This window comes from Mycobacterium sp. DL, from assembly GCF_039729195.1.
Lineage (GTDB): Bacteria > Actinomycetota > Actinomycetes > Mycobacteriales > Mycobacteriaceae > Mycobacterium > Mycobacterium hippocampi_A.
Map to the genome: position 1 here is coordinate 4,245,342 of NZ_CP155796.1, position 15,798 is coordinate 4,261,139.

A 15,798-nucleotide genomic window follows, 5' to 3' on the forward strand; every position below is an offset into this window, starting at 1 on the left:
AACGGCATATAGGCGGTCTTTCAGCGTCATCCGCCCACTCAGCGCGCCGCTGGCAGCGCCCGACTGGATCGACGCAGGCATACGTCGGATCAGTCTCGCCGGGAGCACCGGCCTGCGGCGCCAGCCGCCTGTGCCTCTCGTTCAACAGGGGACGAGCAAGTGAGTTACCTTGAACGTGCGGTCGGCACCGCTCAGGTGGTCTCCGCGTCGCGGTGTTGGATCCCGGACACCGCGATGTGGTGCATAGCCGTCTGGGCTGCAGCCTGGGTGCGATTCGACTTCGACATCACTGAGGTGCGGATAGTTCCCACCGTGATGCTCGCCGTCGCAGCCATGATCACGAACGGAGCTGTCGGTGGTGCAATGGGAATCTATCGACGTCGCTACGTGCTGGCGAGCTTCGACGAATGCGCTGCACTCGCGACAGTCGCGGCGATTTCGTCCGGGGTGTTGCTGCTGACCTTCGGTCTGGCTGAGCCATATCTGGTTCCGCGCAGCGTTCCGTTGCTCGCCGGTACCTTCGCACTCGGCGGGATGTGCACTGTTCGCTGGCTGGCCCGCAAGCTGTCACCGTCACACCACACTGGTGAAACCAGCCGACGCAAGGTCGTCGTCCTGGGAGCCGGTCGCACAGGCCAGAACCTGGCACGACAGATGCAGTTGGACGAACGCATGCCCTACGAGATCGTCGCCCTGCTCGACGACGACCCCAGAAGGCGCCACCTCCATGTAGCGGGGGTGCAGGTGCGGGGTACTCGACACGACTTGGCGGCTGTTGCAGCCCGTTTCGAGGCGGATGCAGTTGTCATTGCAATCGCTGACCCGGATCCCGAACTGATCAGGGATGTCTCGTCGGAAGCAGCGCTACTGGGCATCGGCGCCTTGATCGTCCCCGCCGCAACTCAACTGATACGCAGCGCACGGCCGGCTCGGGATGTACGAGACCTGCAGCTCGGCGACCTGCTCGGCAGATCACCGGCTCATCTGGACGAGGACGTGATCGCCGCCCAGATCACAGGTCGCCGCGTCCTGGTTACGGGGGCGGGAGGCTCCATAGGTTCGGAGATGTGTCGACAGATCCACCGATTCGCGCCCGCGGCATTGATCATGCTGGATCGCGACGAGTCGGCATTGCATGCAACCCAGCTTTCGGTCTACGGTCGCGCCTTGCTCGACGGTGACGACACCGTACTGGCTGATATCCGCGATCGATCCGCGATGAGACGGGTATTCGAGGCGTGCCGGCCGGAGGTCGTGATCCACGCGGCGGCGTTGAAACACCTACCGCTGCTTGAGAAGTATCCGCTTGAAGCGTGGATGACCAACGTCGTCGGTAGCTGGAATGTCCTCTGTGCAGCCGGCGAACTGGGCGTCGATACGTTTGTCAACATCTCGACCGACAAGGCGGCGGGCCCGATCAGCGTCCTGGGATACAGCAAGCGTGTCAGCGAACGTCTGACTGCAGCTGTCGCGACCCAGTCACAGGGACGATTTCTCAGTGTGCGATTCGGCAACGTCCTCGGCTCCCGCGGCTCGGTACTCGAGGCGTTCTCCCGCCAGATCGAGGAAGGCGGACCGGTGACGGTTACTGATCCCGACGTGACTCGGTTCTTCATGACCATCCCCGAGGCATGCCAACTGGTGCTGCAAGCCGCTGCGGTTGGCGGCCGAGGCGAGGCCTTGGTCCTCGACATGGGAGCCCCAGTGAAGATCGCCGACGTGGCTCGGCTGCTTGTCGATCGCGCTGGGCGCGACGACGTCAAAATCGTCTACACGGGGCTGCGCCCGGGGGAGAAGTTGCACGAAGAACTCTTCGGACCCGGAGAAGGCGGCGGCCACCGTCGCTCGCACCCGTTGGTGGCACACGTGTCTGTCCCGCCACTGGCACTGGTCGACGGACAGGCCGTCCTTGACCGGTTCATCGATCACGGTAGTGCCATGCGCTGGATGGCAGCAGAAGCGGGTGCGGTGGCCAGCGCGCCGGTCGCGCTCGAGGAATGCCTACCGCCAGTAGCCGATCCGACACCGGTGGGTCTCGGAGTGCAGAGGCACGCGGTGTGATGAAGAGAATCCACCTTTCCGCACCCGATGTCTCGGCGAGGGAAGAAGAACTGTGCGTCGCCGCACTGCGGTCCGGGTGGGTAGCGCCGCTGGGGCCGATGGTGGACGCGTTCGAGGAGGCACTCGCCGAACGGTGCGGGCGGCGGTACGCAGTGGCTCTGAGTTCCGGTACCGCGGCCCTTCATCTAGGGCTGCTCGAGCTGGGAGCAGGGCCTCAGTCGGTGGTGATCGTCCCCACCATGACGTTCGCAGCAACGGCAAACGCTGTCGTTTACACCGGCGCCACACCTGTTTTCGTGGACTGTGATCCTGTGTTCGGCAATCTGGATCCACTCCTTGTCGAGGACGCCGTGCGCTCCTTGCAGCGGGCCGGTGAACACGTCGCGGCGGTTATTGCGGTGGACCTACTGGGACATTGCGCCGACTACGCCGAGCTCGAAGACATCTGTCGAAGCGCAGAGGTTCCACTGCTCTCGGATGCCGCAGAGGCTCTCGGGGCCAGCCACGCGGGCCGGCCTGCCGGTTCGTTCGGGGCCGCCGCGATTCTCAGCTTCAACGGCAACAAGGTGATTTCGACGAGCGGCGGTGGTGCACTGCTCAGCGATGACGAACAGTTCGTCGAGCGGGTCAGGTATCTGAGCACGCAGGCGCGGCAACCGGTCTCACACTACGAACACACCGAGATCGGCTACAACTATCGGTTGAGCAATATTCTCGCCGCGCTCGGGCTCGCGCAGCTGGAGCGGTTGGACGAGATGATCGCCCGCCGCCGAAAATTGCGCGAGACCTACAGCAGGCTCTTCGCCGGCACCGACGGCGTGACGATCTTCCAGCGGGAATGCGATGCGGGCGACAACTGCTGGCTCACCGCAATTCTGGTTGATCAGGTCGCTGCCCGGTGGAAGCGGGAAGAGCTCGAAGCCGTTCTGCAGGCTGCCGACATCGAGAGCCGTCGGTTGTGGAAGCCGATGCATCAACAACCCGTTTTTGCCGATGCGCGCACGTTTCTTCGTGGAGACGCTGATCGGCTGTTCGCTACCGGTCTCGCCCTGCCGAGTGGTTCTGCGCTGTCTACTGCCGACGTCGACCGAGTCCACGCGGCCATCGGGTCTTTCCTGTCCGCACGTCCCCGCCGGCGAGCCCGGGGATGATCGGATGAGGATCGCTCATATCGGGCCGGCTGCATTGCCTGTCGGGTACGCCTTCGGTGGTGCCGTAGAGCGCCGAATGGTCGAGCTGGCGGCGGCACAGCTGTGTCGCGGCGACGATGTACTGGTGGTGTCTCTCGCTCCGGACGGTGACGAGCCTCGATCAGGTGGCACGGCGCGGGAGGTCCCGATTCTCGACGTCGGGTGCCGCACGCGTCGCCCGCTGCGCGACATGGAACTGCTGCTGCGGGCCCGGTCCGGGATCAAGAAATTCGCCCCAGACGTCATCCACGTCCACAACAGCTCGACCGCGGCGGTCTTGCTCGCGGGGATCCCCGCCGCGAAGGTGCTCACATTCGACTACTTCCGTTACCGCGGGTCCGAACGTCGGGGCGCGAGAGCGGCGTACCGGCGAGCTCTGAAGTCGTTCGACGTTCTCATGCCCGTCTCGGAATTCTGTGCCCAGCGAGCTGCCGAGTACTGGTCGATACCGCTCGCGGACTTCCGGGTGCTCCACAACGGCGTCAACGTCGAGCAGTTCAGCCCAGACGACTCGCGACGTCTGGCTGCTCGGCAGCGGTATGACCTGAATGACCGACTGGTGATCGGATACGTCGGCCGCATCTGCGAGCAGAAGGGGTCCGACACACTCGCCGAGGCGTACCGGAAAGTGAAGATGGCACATCCCGAGGCCGCGTTGCTGGTCGCTGGCCCAACGGACTTTTTCGGCCAGACTCGATCCACACCGCTGACGGATCGGATCGAGCGTCTGGGCGGTCGCTGGCTCGGCCCCGTTCCTGAGGACGAGGTCGCCGACGTGATGCGGTCTCTCGATATCTGCGCGATGCCCACCCGCCAGGACGAGATGTTCGGTATGGCTGCCGCAGAAGCGTTGTCCTCTGGTACGCCCGTCGTCTGCTCCAACCTCGGCGGCCTGCCTGAGGTGGTCTCAACTTCGGCTGGTGTTCTTGTGCAGCCGGGGGACGCGGAGGCTCTGGCCGAGGAATTGATTGCGCTGTGCGGCGACCGCGTCACTCTGGCCAGGCTGGCTGCGGCCGCACCTCGCGAGGCGAGCAAGTTCACCTGGGCCGCCATCGCCGACCGGGCCGAGACGCTGTACCGCGAAGTACTGAAGCGATGATCGACGCGGAGTGGTCCGCGTGACGCGGCCCCTGACCTTCCTGATCCGACCGCTTCGCGACACGACGATGCGCACCGCACTGCTCGGCGGCAGTTGGGCGCTCGTCGGGACGTTCATCGGCAGGGTCGCCAACGTCGGCGCGCTGCTGCTCGCGGCCAGGTACCTGGGCAGCGAGCAGTTCGGTGGCTTGTCGCTGGCGCTGTCGACCGTGCTTGCCGTCGCCTCGGTGAGTGCCCTCGGGCTGCCAATCGCCGCCCAGAAGCTGGTCGCCGAGGCGCGCGAGATCGATGCCGTCCGCCGCGATCGATTGATAGATCTCACGCTGGCGATGACCCTATTCGTAGGCCTCCTACTCATGATCATCAGCGCCCTGGGCAGCGCGTGGATCTCCGTCGGGATCCTGGACCAGCCTCAAGTCGCACCGCTCCTGGCCGTCGCGTCGATTCTCATACTCACCACCCCACTGGGGGAGGTCCTGGCGGCCCTGTTGGCCTCGTTGGAGAGGTTCGACCTGGTGGGATTGTTCCGCGCCGCTCACGGAACCTTGTCCGGTGGGTTGTTGGTCATCGTTCTTCTCAGCACGTCCGGTCCGGCGGCGCCGCTGTGGGCGCTGGCTGCCGCCGAAGCGTTGGCGTGCGTCCTGGGGCTCCGGTTGGTCCGGTCGGCCCGCGGGCCCCGTTCCCTGGCCCGCTTCGGGTACACCGAGTTCGTCACCGAGGCCAAACCGCTGCTCCGGGTGGCGTTGCCGGCGTTGGTCGCGAGCGTTTCGCTGCAACCGGCGCTGTGGCTCGGGCAGGTGTTGCTGAGTAGGCAACCAGACGGTCTTGCGCACGTCGGCACCTTCGCAGTGGCTATGCGGTGGCACTCCATGGCCCTCTTCGTGCCGGTGACGATGTGTTCTGTGTTGCTGCCGATGCTCGGCCGGCTCCGGGCGACGGGCCGGGATGCGGACGGTCGGACGCTGTTCGTCCGGTATAGCGTTCTGACGCTGGCATTCTCGACGGTTACCTGCATCGGTCTCATTGCGTTCGCCGCCCCGCTCATGGGCCTGCAAGGCGCGGAGTATTCAGTGGCGTCGGGGGTTCTCGTCATCCTCGCGGTCGCTACCGTTCCGTCGGCGCTGAACAATCTGCTCGGCGGCCGTGCTCTCGCTGAAGGTCGTCTCTCCCTGTGGGTATGGAGCGATCTGGTACTGGCGGCGACCCTGGCTGCCTGTGCCGTCGCTCTGGTTCCTCCACTGGCGGGCGTGGGGCTGGCCGCGGCCTATCTCGCCGCCTACGTCGTGAGTTGCCTTGTGCTGCTGCCGATCGCACTGGCTGCCCGGTCTCCTGCGGGGGAACGCTTGTGAACGCGGTGAAGAACCTTGACATCCGTCGCGAGCCACAGGCCGGACCCGCCGTCGCGGCCGTCTGCGTGGCGGCGATCATCTGGGCGTTGGCCCTTCAGCAAGCAGGCCATGCGACCCGATACCCGGCCGTGCCGATATCGCTGGCCACGTTTCTCCTCATCCAACTGCTGGTCCCCCGCGCCCGGTGGAACCGTGACCGTGCCCTCGGACCGGGAAATGTTGCAACGATCCTGTTCTTCCTCCAACTCGTCGTCATTCCGACGGTGTTGGTGCTGTCCGGACCCTTTCTCGGGACGCTCCGCTTCGTCCCGGCCGACCAGTACGTCAACACCGCCCTCATGTTGCAGGCGTTGGCATACACCTGCTACGCGGTCGGTTACGTCGCGTGGGCCAAACCCGTTCGGCCAGAACCTCTTCTAGTCCAGCCCGGGCTCGCGAAAGCAATAGCAGTCTGCTTCGTCGCGCTCGGCGCGGCGGGGTTTGCGCTGGAGTTCCGGTCCCCTGGGGCGCTCGTCGCCTATTTCAGTGGGTACGGCGACATCTTCGAGCACGGCCCGGCCACATTGGGCAGCGCAGCCGCGCAGTTCTTGCGACCGTTCCTGGCATACGGCGTGATCGTTCTGTGGGCTGCACGGATCGCCCGCCGTCGTCCCGGCGCACCGCTGCGGCCTCTCGAGATGGCGCTGATCGTCGTCGCCATCGTCGCGTCGGCGACCTACAACTACAATCGCGCGGCCGTAGTGGTTCCCCTACTGGCCCTCGTCACGGCCTACAGCTGCTTCGGGCGACGGCAGTCACCGGCGCGAATCGTGGCACTCCTGGCGATCATCGTCGCGCTTGGCTCCATGTTCGGGGCATACCGGACGGTCTACTCAGGCACGCAGGGGGGCGCAGTCAACCCGGCAGACGCCGGGTTGGACGGGCCGGGCAGCTCGATTACCGACAATTTACAGGTCTACGGCAATGGCCCGCAGTTCTGGGCCGTGATCGTTCAGGAGGTGGATCGAACCGGCACACGGCACGACCAGTCGATCATCAACTCGACCTTGCACACCTTGCCGGTGCTCGGAAAGCCCTTCCGAGATGGCAGTGGATCCACTGTGTACAACGAACTGATATACGGCCAACCCGACATCCACGACCAGATCCTCGGATTCGGCGCCGAACTCTACTGGAACTTCGGTGTGCCCGGGCTCGTCGTCGGCTACTTTCTGCTCGGTTTTGCGGTACGCAGGTTCGACGAGCGTGTCGCGGCTGCGCCCGATCCACTGTCGTCGTACAGCTGGTCGTATTGCGGAGCGTGGGTGGCGTTGCTCGTCATCAACTCGATCGCGGTACTCGCGCAGATCGTGATCTATTTCTTCTGGCCGATTTTCGCGTTTCACGCCGCCGTGTATCTGGCCCGTTCGCGTCTTCTGTCCGGTTCCCGTCCTGTGGAGGTCCGATGATGAGAGTCCTTATCGTCGGCGGCGTATTCGCCCGTGACGAGGAGTATCGACGCAGTATCAACCCGACGCCGGAGATGACGCTCGAGGCAGGGCTCCGCACGCGAGGAGTTGATGTGGTGGTGGCGCCGCACAGCTGGCGCCACTCGTTGAGCGGGATCGACCTCGTGCACATCCACCATCTGGCCAAAAGCGTTCCGGGACTGGCAATCTGCCGGGCCGTACGCTCCACTCCCATCGTCTTCACCATGCACGGCGAGCGGCGAATCCTTTCGGCCAAGCGGGCCGGCGCGCTCTGGCTCATCGAGCGGGCAGCCGACGCCTGCGTGGCGTTGTCGCACCAGGAGGCCGATCAGGTACGCCGAGAGGCCCGCGGACGCGTCGTGGTGATCCGCAATGGTATTGACGCACCGGAGGTTTCACCGTCGCCGGCATCGCCGCGGCAGAACGGACCGTGGCGGCTCCTCTTCGTCGGTCAGCTGATTCCGCTCAAAGCTCTCGACGTGCTGCTGCGTGCGCTGGCGATGATCCGGCCCGAGATCTCCGTCGCCTTGCGATTGGTGTACCACAACTGCGAGCAACTGACACCACTGCGGGCCCTCGCCAGGCAATTGTCGATCGACGACATCGTGACGTTCGTCGGCAGCCGGGACGCCGCGGGAATGCAGGAGGAGTATCGCCGCGCTGATTTGCTGCTGCTTCCGAGCCTCACGGAAGCACTTCCGAGTGTGGTCACCGAGGCGCTGCTTGCGCACACGCCGGTGGTGGCCAGCGCGGTGGGAGGTATCCCGGAGCAGGTTGGGAACGCCGGCGTGCTGGTTCCGCCGGGAAGCGATATCGCTCTGGCCGCAGCCATATCGAGAGTGATCTCCAACTACCGAAGCTACCTTGACACGACGCACGCCCGGGCACGCGAGATCCGGCGGGAGTATGCGGTGGAGACGATGATCGACCGCCATCTGGAGTTGTACAAATCGCTTCTCCGGTCCGATGACACGGCCGAGGGGCCAATTCGGGCAACGAGGGGATGACCAAGGCATGGAACCCGTCGTCAGCATCGTCATGCCGGTCCGAAATGTGCAGCGCACCATCGACCCAGCGATCTGCTCGATCGTGGCGCAGACGTGCATGGAATGGGAACTCGTTGTCTTGGATGACGGGTCCACCGACGAAACCGTGCAGCGGTTGCGGGCATGGGCAGATCGTGACGAGCGGATCCGGCCCTTCGTCGACGGCCGCGTGCTCGGGCTTCCGGCTCGCCTGAACGAGGGTGTGCGGCAATGTCGTGCGCCCATCATCGCCCGGATGGATGGCGACGACATCTGTTATCCACACCGACTGGAGACCCAGCTCAGCTTCCTACGGGACAATCCAGAGGTCGACTTGGTCGGAGCGGCGTTGATGGTCTTCACGTCCGATGGGACTGCGCGTGGTTCCCGTTCTCTGACCGGGTGCCACGAGGAACTCACTTCGAACCCATTGCTGAATGGCATTCCATTGGCACACCCCACCTGGATGGGCCGACGTTCGTGGTTCCACAAGTTCCCTTACGACCCGCGCGCCCGCCGCTGCGAGGACTGGGAGGTGCTCTTGCGCGGGCACACGTCGAGTCGCTACGCGAGCATCCCCGATGTGCTGCTCGGGTATCGGGAGGATCGGATCAAGCTGCGCAGTAGTGTCCAATCGCGACTGCACCAGGTAATCTTCCTGCTGCACTACGGCACCCGGGACCGCCGGGTGCTGTGGAGTTTGGTCGGTGCGGCCGGACAGATCGCGAAGGGTGTTCGAGACACCATGGCCGTTCTGGTGCGTCGGCAGGATCTTGTGCTCGGCCGCCGCAATCAGGACCCGTCCCCGTCCGAGCTCGCCAACTGGAAGGTGATCTGGTCGAGGTTCACTGACTCATGATTGAAAATTCGTTCGGCCACTGCGGGTTTCGGACACTTCGGTGCTCGGTGACTACGCGACGCCGCGCTCGCGTCGTGATGGGCAGATGGCGTGGTCGGGCGGACAGGGCCGGTCGGCTGCTTGCGGTCGCACTAGCGCTCGCACTCACCGCATGCGATTCGTCGACGTCTCCGTCCCCGTCTCCTCCTGATCAGCCGGCACCACGATTGACACCCGCTTTCCCGACGGGGTCCTTCGCTCTGCTGACTGAGGTATACGGCCAGGGCGGGCCACTTCTGGACCGACGGTTGAGTGAAGGGCTTGCCAATGGCGCTGCGCTGCATCCAGTTCTAGATGTGGGGGAACGTCGAATCGTGGAGGGGAACGTTCGCCCGTTCGCATACATTGCCATCCCCGCTGAAGCGAACGTGGCGGCATGCTATCCGGACACTGCCGATTCGGACGCCGCGACCACGCTGCGCGAACTCGGGGTCACGGCGCAATCGGCGGCGTGGCGCCTCGGCATGCCGGAGTTCGACCAGGGTGGGGGGTGCTGGGCGCGGGACCGCCCGAACCTCGGGGGCCTTCCCGACGACCAGGCGTATGCAACATGGTCAAGCTTCTACCTCGACGCAAAAGCCCTTCGGCCGTATCTGGAGCAGTCCGCTCAGCAACGCGGGTACAAGTGGATGTCGGTGTGCGTCTATGCGTTCTGCCCCCAGTACGCGTACGACCTCGGATCCGATGTTGTTCTGCTCGAGCGAAACATTGACGAGGTCAGTGGGATGAGCCCCGGTCTCGCAATGGTCCGAGGCGCAGCGCGACAGAACGACGGCCGCCAATGGGGAATCGACATCTCGACATATCGTTACTGGAATGGCGGTCCGACCACGTTCGACGACAACGGTCGACTTGTGACCGGCTGGTCTCCGTCGGTGTTCGAACGGAGTATGTATGCGGCCTTCATGGCCGGCGCCGATGTGATCCTCAACGAGGCAGCCGTGTACGGATACGGAGCAGCGGAGAGGGGCCGCAACCCCCTCGGTGTAGTGGTGGGTGACTTTGCCGATTTCAGCATGCGCCGGCATCCGGACCGCGGCATCCCCGAGGTACCGATGGCCATCCTGCAGGACCATTTCTCCGGCTACGAGCCGCAGTTCGGCGAATTCGACCAGTACCCACACAAGTGGTATCGCAAGAACCCCTACACGCAGGGTGATCGCATGCTCAGCGGACTGCTCGAGGTTGCGTACCCCGGCTACAGATCTTGGGGAACCATTGTGCCGAACGCCCCGTGGCGGGTTGCCGGTCCCGACGGGACGTTGGATACGCAGGCCACCCAGGCCGCCTATCGCCGGGCTTTGGCGGCAGGGGACGCCGACCCGCGGATCTGGGAGCCGATGGGAAGCACGCGGTGGGGTGAGTCGATCGACGTGATCACCGACCGGGCGCGGCTCGACACGCTGCTCCGCTACCGGATCGTGGTCCTCGCGAACAGCGGGCCCACTGCTCCGGATCTGCACGCAGACCTCACGGAGTATGTGCGGCGCGGCGGCACGGTCGTCGTGAACGCGAGTCAGCTTGTACCAGGCCCTGATCCGTTGACTGGTGTTCAGATTTCAGCCGAGCGACGACCCGCCGACGGTGTTCTGTGGTCTGACGGCACGGTCATTCCAGAGAGCCCCTTCAATTATGTGCGGATCGTACCGGGAAGAGATGCCGAAATCGTTGCGACGACGACCGACGGGTCGCCGGCCATCATCGGCCACAAGCTCGGTGCCGGCTCGGTCTACCTGACGACGGCGGACCGACTGCTCGACGCGACGGGAAGGGACTTACTGGCGTCCGGCCTGAGGCTCCTCGACGAACGACAGGCCGATGTCGCGACAGTCAGGGTGGAAGGGCCGCCGCTGCAATATCTCGTGAACAAGGTCGGCACATCCACCGTCGTGACGTTGATCAATACCGATGTCGGAGGGTCAACGTGGCAGGGCAGGTTACGTTTTCGCACCGATGCCGGATCCGCGCACGTCAACGAGTGGACGGCCGACGCGCCGGTAGAGAGCCTTGTGGGTGCAGAGGAGGTCGTCGTGGATGCGACCGTCCCCCCGTTCGGCGTGCGCGTGTACGGGATACAACCGGGACGTTGACCTACTCGCCTGGGGAAACGTGTTTGATCAGCGACTTCACCGTTGTGGGTAGAGCCTTGCTGGCGAGCTTGCGTAGTGGGCTCTGATTGAAATTACCAGGAATGTAATTCAGAGGGACGCTGGCCCGGGTTCCCGGCACGGTCTCGTCGACTGGCTCGATGACACGATAGAACGACTCATACGTAGGCCAGTCGTAGTCGACGATCCAGGTCCAGCAGTCGTTTTCCAGATACAGGGCCCTCAGTCTGTGAGCCAGAGCCTTATCGGTCTGGCGCATAGAGGGATTGCCATCCAATGAATGTGCACACTTCGACATCAGTTGGATACTCTTGTTACTCACATAACTGTTCACATAGAGATCGAATCCGATCTTTTGCTTTAGTCTCGCCAGCGTTCGAAAGACTTGGACATGTTCTTCATGTCCGTACTCGCCCCACGGGTTGTGTGTGACTACCAAAGATTCGTGGGTCAGCTCCCCCTCGAGAACACGCAGGAGTCTCGTTGCGTTCTTCTCATAGACCGAGCTTCGGCCCCGCGGTAGCTCCAGCCCTGAATCGACCTGCTTCGGGTTGCCCCAGTCGGCGGTCGCGAATGCGTCGGACTCTCTCAACTTCAAGAATCTGACCTTGGTAAGAGGATACTCTTCCATCAGGGCGCTCCTGCCGCTGTCCCAACGCTGTTGAGAAGTGAACGATGCGCCGAAGCAGACCAGAACACCTTTACAGTGGCTCAATATCGAACTGAACCAGAGGATTTCGTCGTCAGGATGGGCGACGACTAGAATGGCATTCTGAAAGTTCATTATCAAAAGACCATACAGTTCCTGAACTGCTTACGGCACCTTCGGTATGCGGTCACTATTGGCAAGACGTCCGTGAGTGCCTTCGTCGCTCTGCTGGCCATTCGGGCTGGTCGCGGTGTGCACCGGAACCTCTTGCCGAACTTGTGATCTCGTAGGTTGGCCCTGGAGTTCCGGATCCGTGGCAGGCAACGCCCGCTTCCGCTTTGGCCCTGCCGAGAACGCACAGCCGAGCACACGTGCCGATACCGCTCGCAGAGCTGCGAGAGCATCGTTGACGTCTGAAGCAGAAGTACGGCCGTGCTTGACGACGAGCAACGCGGCGTCGCACGCGCGAGCGAGCACACTCGCATCGGCCACCGGCAACAATGCCGGCGAGTCGATCAAGATCACGTCGTAACGACTCTCGACTTCATTGAGCATCAATTCGATTGAACCGAGTAGCTCGCTCGGGTTTTCCGGTATCGGCCCACTCGTGAGGAGATCGAACAGGCCGCCCCGCCACGACTGGACTGCCTCTTCCAGCCGGCAATCGCCATGAAGGACTGTGCTGAGGCCGAGCGGCGGATCTACGCGAAGGAAATTGCCGACGCGGGGCTGGCGCAGGTTTGCATCGATGAGAAGGACCCGGTCGCCCTCCAGACCGATCGCGGCGGCGAGGTTGCACACGATTTGTGTCTTTCCCTCCCCTGCAACCGCGCTCGTCACGAGCATGCTTCTGCAGCTGCTACCCAAACCGGCCGAACGAAGGTTTACCCGTAGTTGGCGCACAGCTTCCGCGATCTGCCCCCGCGGTTCATCAGGAAGGATGCTTGCGCTCCGCGACCGCTTGTCGTCTGGGATGGTCCCGAGCAGGGTCAGCCCCGTGAGTTCCTCCAGATCTTCCCGGGTGCGCACCGACTTGTCGAGGTTGCGCCGGATGAGGGCAGCCATGAGCCCGAGGAAGGTGCCGACCAGCCCGCCCACGACGACATCGAGCTTGAGGTTGGGAGATGACGGCGTCGTTGGCACCTCAGCGGGGGCGACCACCCGCAATGTCGTGACCGTCGAGAGTCGTCGATCGCGTGGTCGCTCAAGCTCTTCGACGAGGATGGAGGTCTTCTCGGCGAGGGTGTTGGCCACCATCGCGGCGCGTTCCGGGGACGAATCGGTGACCTTGACGACCAACGTCGGGTTTCCGGCGCTGGATTGAACGGTGATTGCGCTCGCATCGATTGGGCCGCAACCGGGTTGGCAAGGGCCGGTCGTGTCGTTGGCGACCTCGTCGAGGACACGCCCACTGAGCATCAACTGGGCGTAGGCGCGGGCCTTCTGCTCAGCAAGCAGGGCCCCTTGATACACCTGGCCGGGTTCGCCGCCACCTTCGATTGCGGAGAAGTACAGCGTGGTGCTCGCGACGTAAGAGGGGACGGTGGTCAGTGCAATCCATTGACCCGCCAGCATCCCGAAGACCAGGCCGGCAGCGATCCACCATTTCCCGTGACTCAGAAGCTGCAGGTTCTCACGCATAGACAATTGAGATCCCCCTTCCGTCTTCACCGACTCGATCGCTGCGACCGCTTCTGCAAAGACAGCAATGACAAGATAATTAGCCATAGGCGACGTAGAACTTGGCATGCTCCCGTGACTTCGTCACGCTAACATCGGCCAATGCTCTTGACAAGAAAAACTTGCGAGGCCGTCGATTTGGTTGGCCATCCGGATCGTCATTTTCCGAATAAGGCGCCAGCTCAACCGGATATATGTTGTCCTTCGCAAAAATTAGCGCAGCTACTTCCCGTCCTCTGGATGGACGAGGGTAGGGGTTCCGACACCTGTCGGCAACTACATGACGGGCCGCGCACGTCGCACTGCGCCCGCGCCGTCAACAAGTCGCCAGGTGTAGTCATGGCAATGTTTTCCCGGTTGGACCGGGCGACGACTCGGTCAGCGATCGCCGAGGTGGGAGGAGCCGACTTTGCTAGGCATGAGCAACCCCCGCAGGGTGCCGTGCTCACCAGACTTCAGGCCGCCGGCCGGGGCAGGCGGCCTGCGCCGCGCCCCCCGCGCGCGCGCAACACCCGGTCCTTCGCCGCGCGCAACGACGGCCCCAGTGGTGATGACTTGAGGCCTTCGAGGGCAGCGCGTCGCGCCAGCCTCATCCGGCGGCGGATCATGTCCGCAGGCACCTCGCCCTCGCATACCGCTACCGAACCGGTCATCGCGCGGCGTTTGTAGTCTTCCTCGCCACGACCCAGGTCGATGCGGTTCAACCCGTTTTCCGGGGCCATTTTGATCAACTCGCGCAGCAGGATCCACCCGGGCGCAAATTCCGCTTGCGACGGCTCGAACACCGGGAACCACCAATGCAGCACGCCGCGGTCGCGAAGCCCGAAATGTGCGGCCAGCAGCGTCTCGTCGGCATAGATTGCGGACAGCGTTCCTCCGAAGCCCTCCACCCTGGTCGTCAGCAGGCGGTGCATGAGCTCCCGGCGGCCTGGCAAGGCGAAGAAGTCGAGCGCGCCGGTCTTCGCATACTGCGCCCGCTTGATCTCGATGAGCCGATCCAGCAGGTCCGGGTCCTGGGCGTCCCACACCAGGCGCACTTCCCCCAGTTCGCGAGCGGCCCTGTCCGTTCGCCGGCGTACCCGCGACATCTTGTCCCGGCCCGCCTTGCTGACCCGCGACAGGTAGGCGTCCAGACCGCCTGTGGTGTCCATGAACGGCGACGGATAGCGCCCCTCGACCCACGGCGCGAACTCGGTGCGCTGCTCCAAGAGATTGTCAAACGTGAAGGCGCGCAACCCGATCGTCCGTACCATTTCCAGCGGGTCGACACGGACGCCCGGGGCCGCGACTGGACCTTGAAAGTCGGCCGCCGGCCAGCCGACGGGCCGCGCCACGCGCCGGGTCACTTGAACGGGGTACCACAGCCGTTCCTCGTGGTCGTGGGTGGCTACCTGGACGTCACCGAATACCGTGTGCACCGCCGTCGCGAAGGACGGGTGAAAGAACGGGCTGTCCAGCGATGGATCTGCCGCGCGCACCTGCTGCCACGAATTGAGTTCCGCCGCATCCAGCTTCCCGAAATCGACCAATTTCCAGGCCACGCAGATCAGCCTAACCGGGCACACCCGAACTTTCGCGCTGTTCGGTCGAAGGCGGCGGCACCGCTGGAAGTCGATCGGTGAGTGCGGAACCGCGTCCCGACTGACCAGTCGCCCAGGGCGAGCGGGTCAGCGTGTGGTCCGGTGTGCTCGAATGACTGACAGCATTACGCCCAGCGCGAGTCCGATGCCGAGCCCGCAGAGGTTGTCGACGACATCCCCACTCTGGCAACCGCGTCCGAGCATCGGTGCCAGCGATTGGATTGCCTCGATGGATGGCGGCAAGGCAAGGACAGCCAACAGCAACCATGCCGTTGCCGGTGATCGATCGACGAGTCCGACCGCCAGGCCCAGCGGTACGAACAGGATTACATTGAGGCTGGTCTCGCCGAGGTATAGGTAGTGGGACAGTGATGCGAATCCTGTGCGCCCGAAATCGCAGCGGCCAAACGCCGACGTTTCACCGATGAAACCATCGGAGTCCGGTGGGATCGTCGCCGAGATTGCGACACCCACCCCCATGAGGAGAAGGAACGCGATCGACCTGCGGGTGCATAGGCGCCGTGCCACACGGCCGGCAAGCGCGAGTGCGATCGCGATCGTGATGGCCAGCCCGGGGAGGAACCACGGCAGGACGCTCGTGAGGATACTGAAGGACTCGCCGGCCGGAGCGATCACCGTGAGCGGTGCCCGAGCGCCCGTTGAAAGCGATATCTGCGAGTCCTCCACAGTG

Annotated in this window: 12 protein-coding genes; 8 read left to right on the plus strand and 4 right to left on the minus strand. The window is 64.0% G+C overall.

Going from position 1 to position 15,798, the window contains the following annotated elements; translation table 11 throughout:
• Window positions 1-159 precede the first annotated feature (159 nt).
• The 8 genes from ABDC78_RS20285 (at window position 160) to ABDC78_RS20320 (ending at window position 11,180) form a co-directional block, all read left to right on the plus strand.
• On the plus strand, window positions 160-2,061 hold the full coding sequence (locus ABDC78_RS20285; RefSeq protein ID WP_178361651.1) for a nucleoside-diphosphate sugar epimerase/dehydratase: 1,902 nt from the start codon (window positions 160-162) through the stop codon (window positions 2,059-2,061).
• On the plus strand, window positions 2,061-3,212 hold the full coding sequence (locus tag ABDC78_RS20290) for an aminotransferase class I/II-fold pyridoxal phosphate-dependent enzyme (RefSeq protein ID WP_178361652.1): 1,152 nt from the start codon (window positions 2,061-2,063) through the stop codon (window positions 3,210-3,212). Before ABDC78_RS20285 ends, ABDC78_RS20290 begins: the two co-directional genes overlap by 1 nt.
• A gap of 4 nt (window positions 3,213-3,216) precedes the next feature.
• A complete protein-coding gene (locus ABDC78_RS20295) occupies window positions 3,217-4,350 on the plus strand; it encodes a glycosyltransferase family 4 protein (protein ID WP_178361653.1) in 1,134 nt (377 codons plus the stop codon).
• A gap of 19 nt (window positions 4,351-4,369) precedes the next feature.
• Window positions 4,370-5,698, plus strand: a complete 1,329-nt coding sequence (locus ABDC78_RS20300) for an oligosaccharide flippase family protein (protein WP_178361654.1) — start codon at window positions 4,370-4,372, stop codon at window positions 5,696-5,698.
• Window positions 5,699-5,703: 5 nt separating this feature from the next.
• Complete coding sequence (locus ABDC78_RS20305; protein WP_178361655.1) at window positions 5,704-7,146, plus strand: O-antigen polymerase; 1,443 nt, start codon at window positions 5,704-5,706, stop codon at window positions 7,144-7,146.
• A complete protein-coding gene (locus ABDC78_RS20310) occupies window positions 7,143-8,174 on the plus strand; it encodes a glycosyltransferase family 4 protein (RefSeq protein ID WP_178361656.1) in 1,032 nt (343 codons plus the stop codon). Before ABDC78_RS20305 ends, ABDC78_RS20310 begins: the two co-directional genes overlap by 4 nt.
• A gap of 7 nt (window positions 8,175-8,181) precedes the next feature.
• Window positions 8,182-9,051, plus strand: coding sequence for a glycosyltransferase family A protein (locus tag ABDC78_RS20315; RefSeq protein ID WP_178361657.1), 870 nt, complete (start codon window positions 8,182-8,184; stop codon window positions 9,049-9,051).
• 944 nt (window positions 9,052-9,995) lie between these two features.
• Window positions 9,996-11,180: a hypothetical protein gene (locus ABDC78_RS20320; protein WP_347133169.1), complete on the plus strand. Its 1,185-nt coding sequence runs from the start codon at window positions 9,996-9,998 to the stop codon at window positions 11,178-11,180.
• Window position 11,181: 1 nt separating this feature from the next.
• On the opposite strand, the gene ABDC78_RS20325 is transcribed toward ABDC78_RS20320, so the two are convergent.
• From ABDC78_RS20325 to ABDC78_RS20340, 4 genes are all read right to left on the minus strand, one after another.
• Window positions 11,182-11,982, minus strand: coding sequence for a PIG-L family deacetylase (locus ABDC78_RS20325; RefSeq protein WP_178361659.1), 801 nt, complete (start codon window positions 11,980-11,982; stop codon window positions 11,182-11,184).
• Window positions 11,983-12,012: 30 nt separating this feature from the next.
• Window positions 12,013-13,575 (minus strand): polysaccharide biosynthesis tyrosine autokinase, encoded by a 1,563-nt coding sequence (locus tag ABDC78_RS20330; protein ID WP_178361660.1) that lies wholly within the window; start codon window positions 13,573-13,575, stop codon window positions 12,013-12,015.
• Window positions 13,576-13,982: 407 nt separating this feature from the next.
• Window positions 13,983-15,068: a GNAT family N-acetyltransferase gene (locus ABDC78_RS20335; protein ID WP_178361661.1), complete on the minus strand. Its 1,086-nt coding sequence runs from the start codon at window positions 15,066-15,068 to the stop codon at window positions 13,983-13,985.
• Between the two features lie 126 nt (window positions 15,069-15,194).
• Complete coding sequence (locus ABDC78_RS20340) at window positions 15,195-15,794, minus strand: VanZ family protein (RefSeq protein WP_178361662.1); 600 nt, start codon at window positions 15,792-15,794, stop codon at window positions 15,195-15,197.
• Between the last annotated feature and the right edge of the window lie 4 nt (window positions 15,795-15,798).

What these genes read in the sequence shown, in the direction of transcription:
- ABDC78_RS20290 (WP_178361652.1), top strand. Translation starts at nt 2,061, where the DNA reads ATGAAGAGAATCCACCTTTCCGCACCCGATGTCTCGGCGAGGGAAGAA.
- ABDC78_RS20295 (WP_178361653.1), top strand. Translation starts at nt 3,217, where the DNA reads ATGAGGATCGCTCATATCGGGCCGGCTGCATTGCCTGTCGGGTACGCC.
- ABDC78_RS20310 (WP_178361656.1), top strand. Translation starts at nt 7,143, where the DNA reads ATGATGAGAGTCCTTATCGTCGGCGGCGTATTCGCCCGTGACGAGGAG.
- ABDC78_RS20315 (WP_178361657.1), top strand. Translation starts at nt 8,182, where the DNA reads ATGGAACCCGTCGTCAGCATCGTCATGCCGGTCCGAAATGTGCAGCGC.
- ABDC78_RS20320 (WP_347133169.1), top strand. Translation starts at nt 9,996, where the DNA reads ATGGCCGGCGCCGATGTGATCCTCAACGAGGCAGCCGTGTACGGATAC.
- ABDC78_RS20325 (WP_178361659.1), bottom strand. Translation starts at nt 11,982, where the DNA reads ATGAACTTTCAGAATGCCATTCTAGTCGTCGCCCATCCTGACGACGAA.
- ABDC78_RS20330 (WP_178361660.1), bottom strand. Translation starts at nt 13,575, where the DNA reads ATGGCTAATTATCTTGTCATTGCTGTCTTTGCAGAAGCGGTCGCAGCG.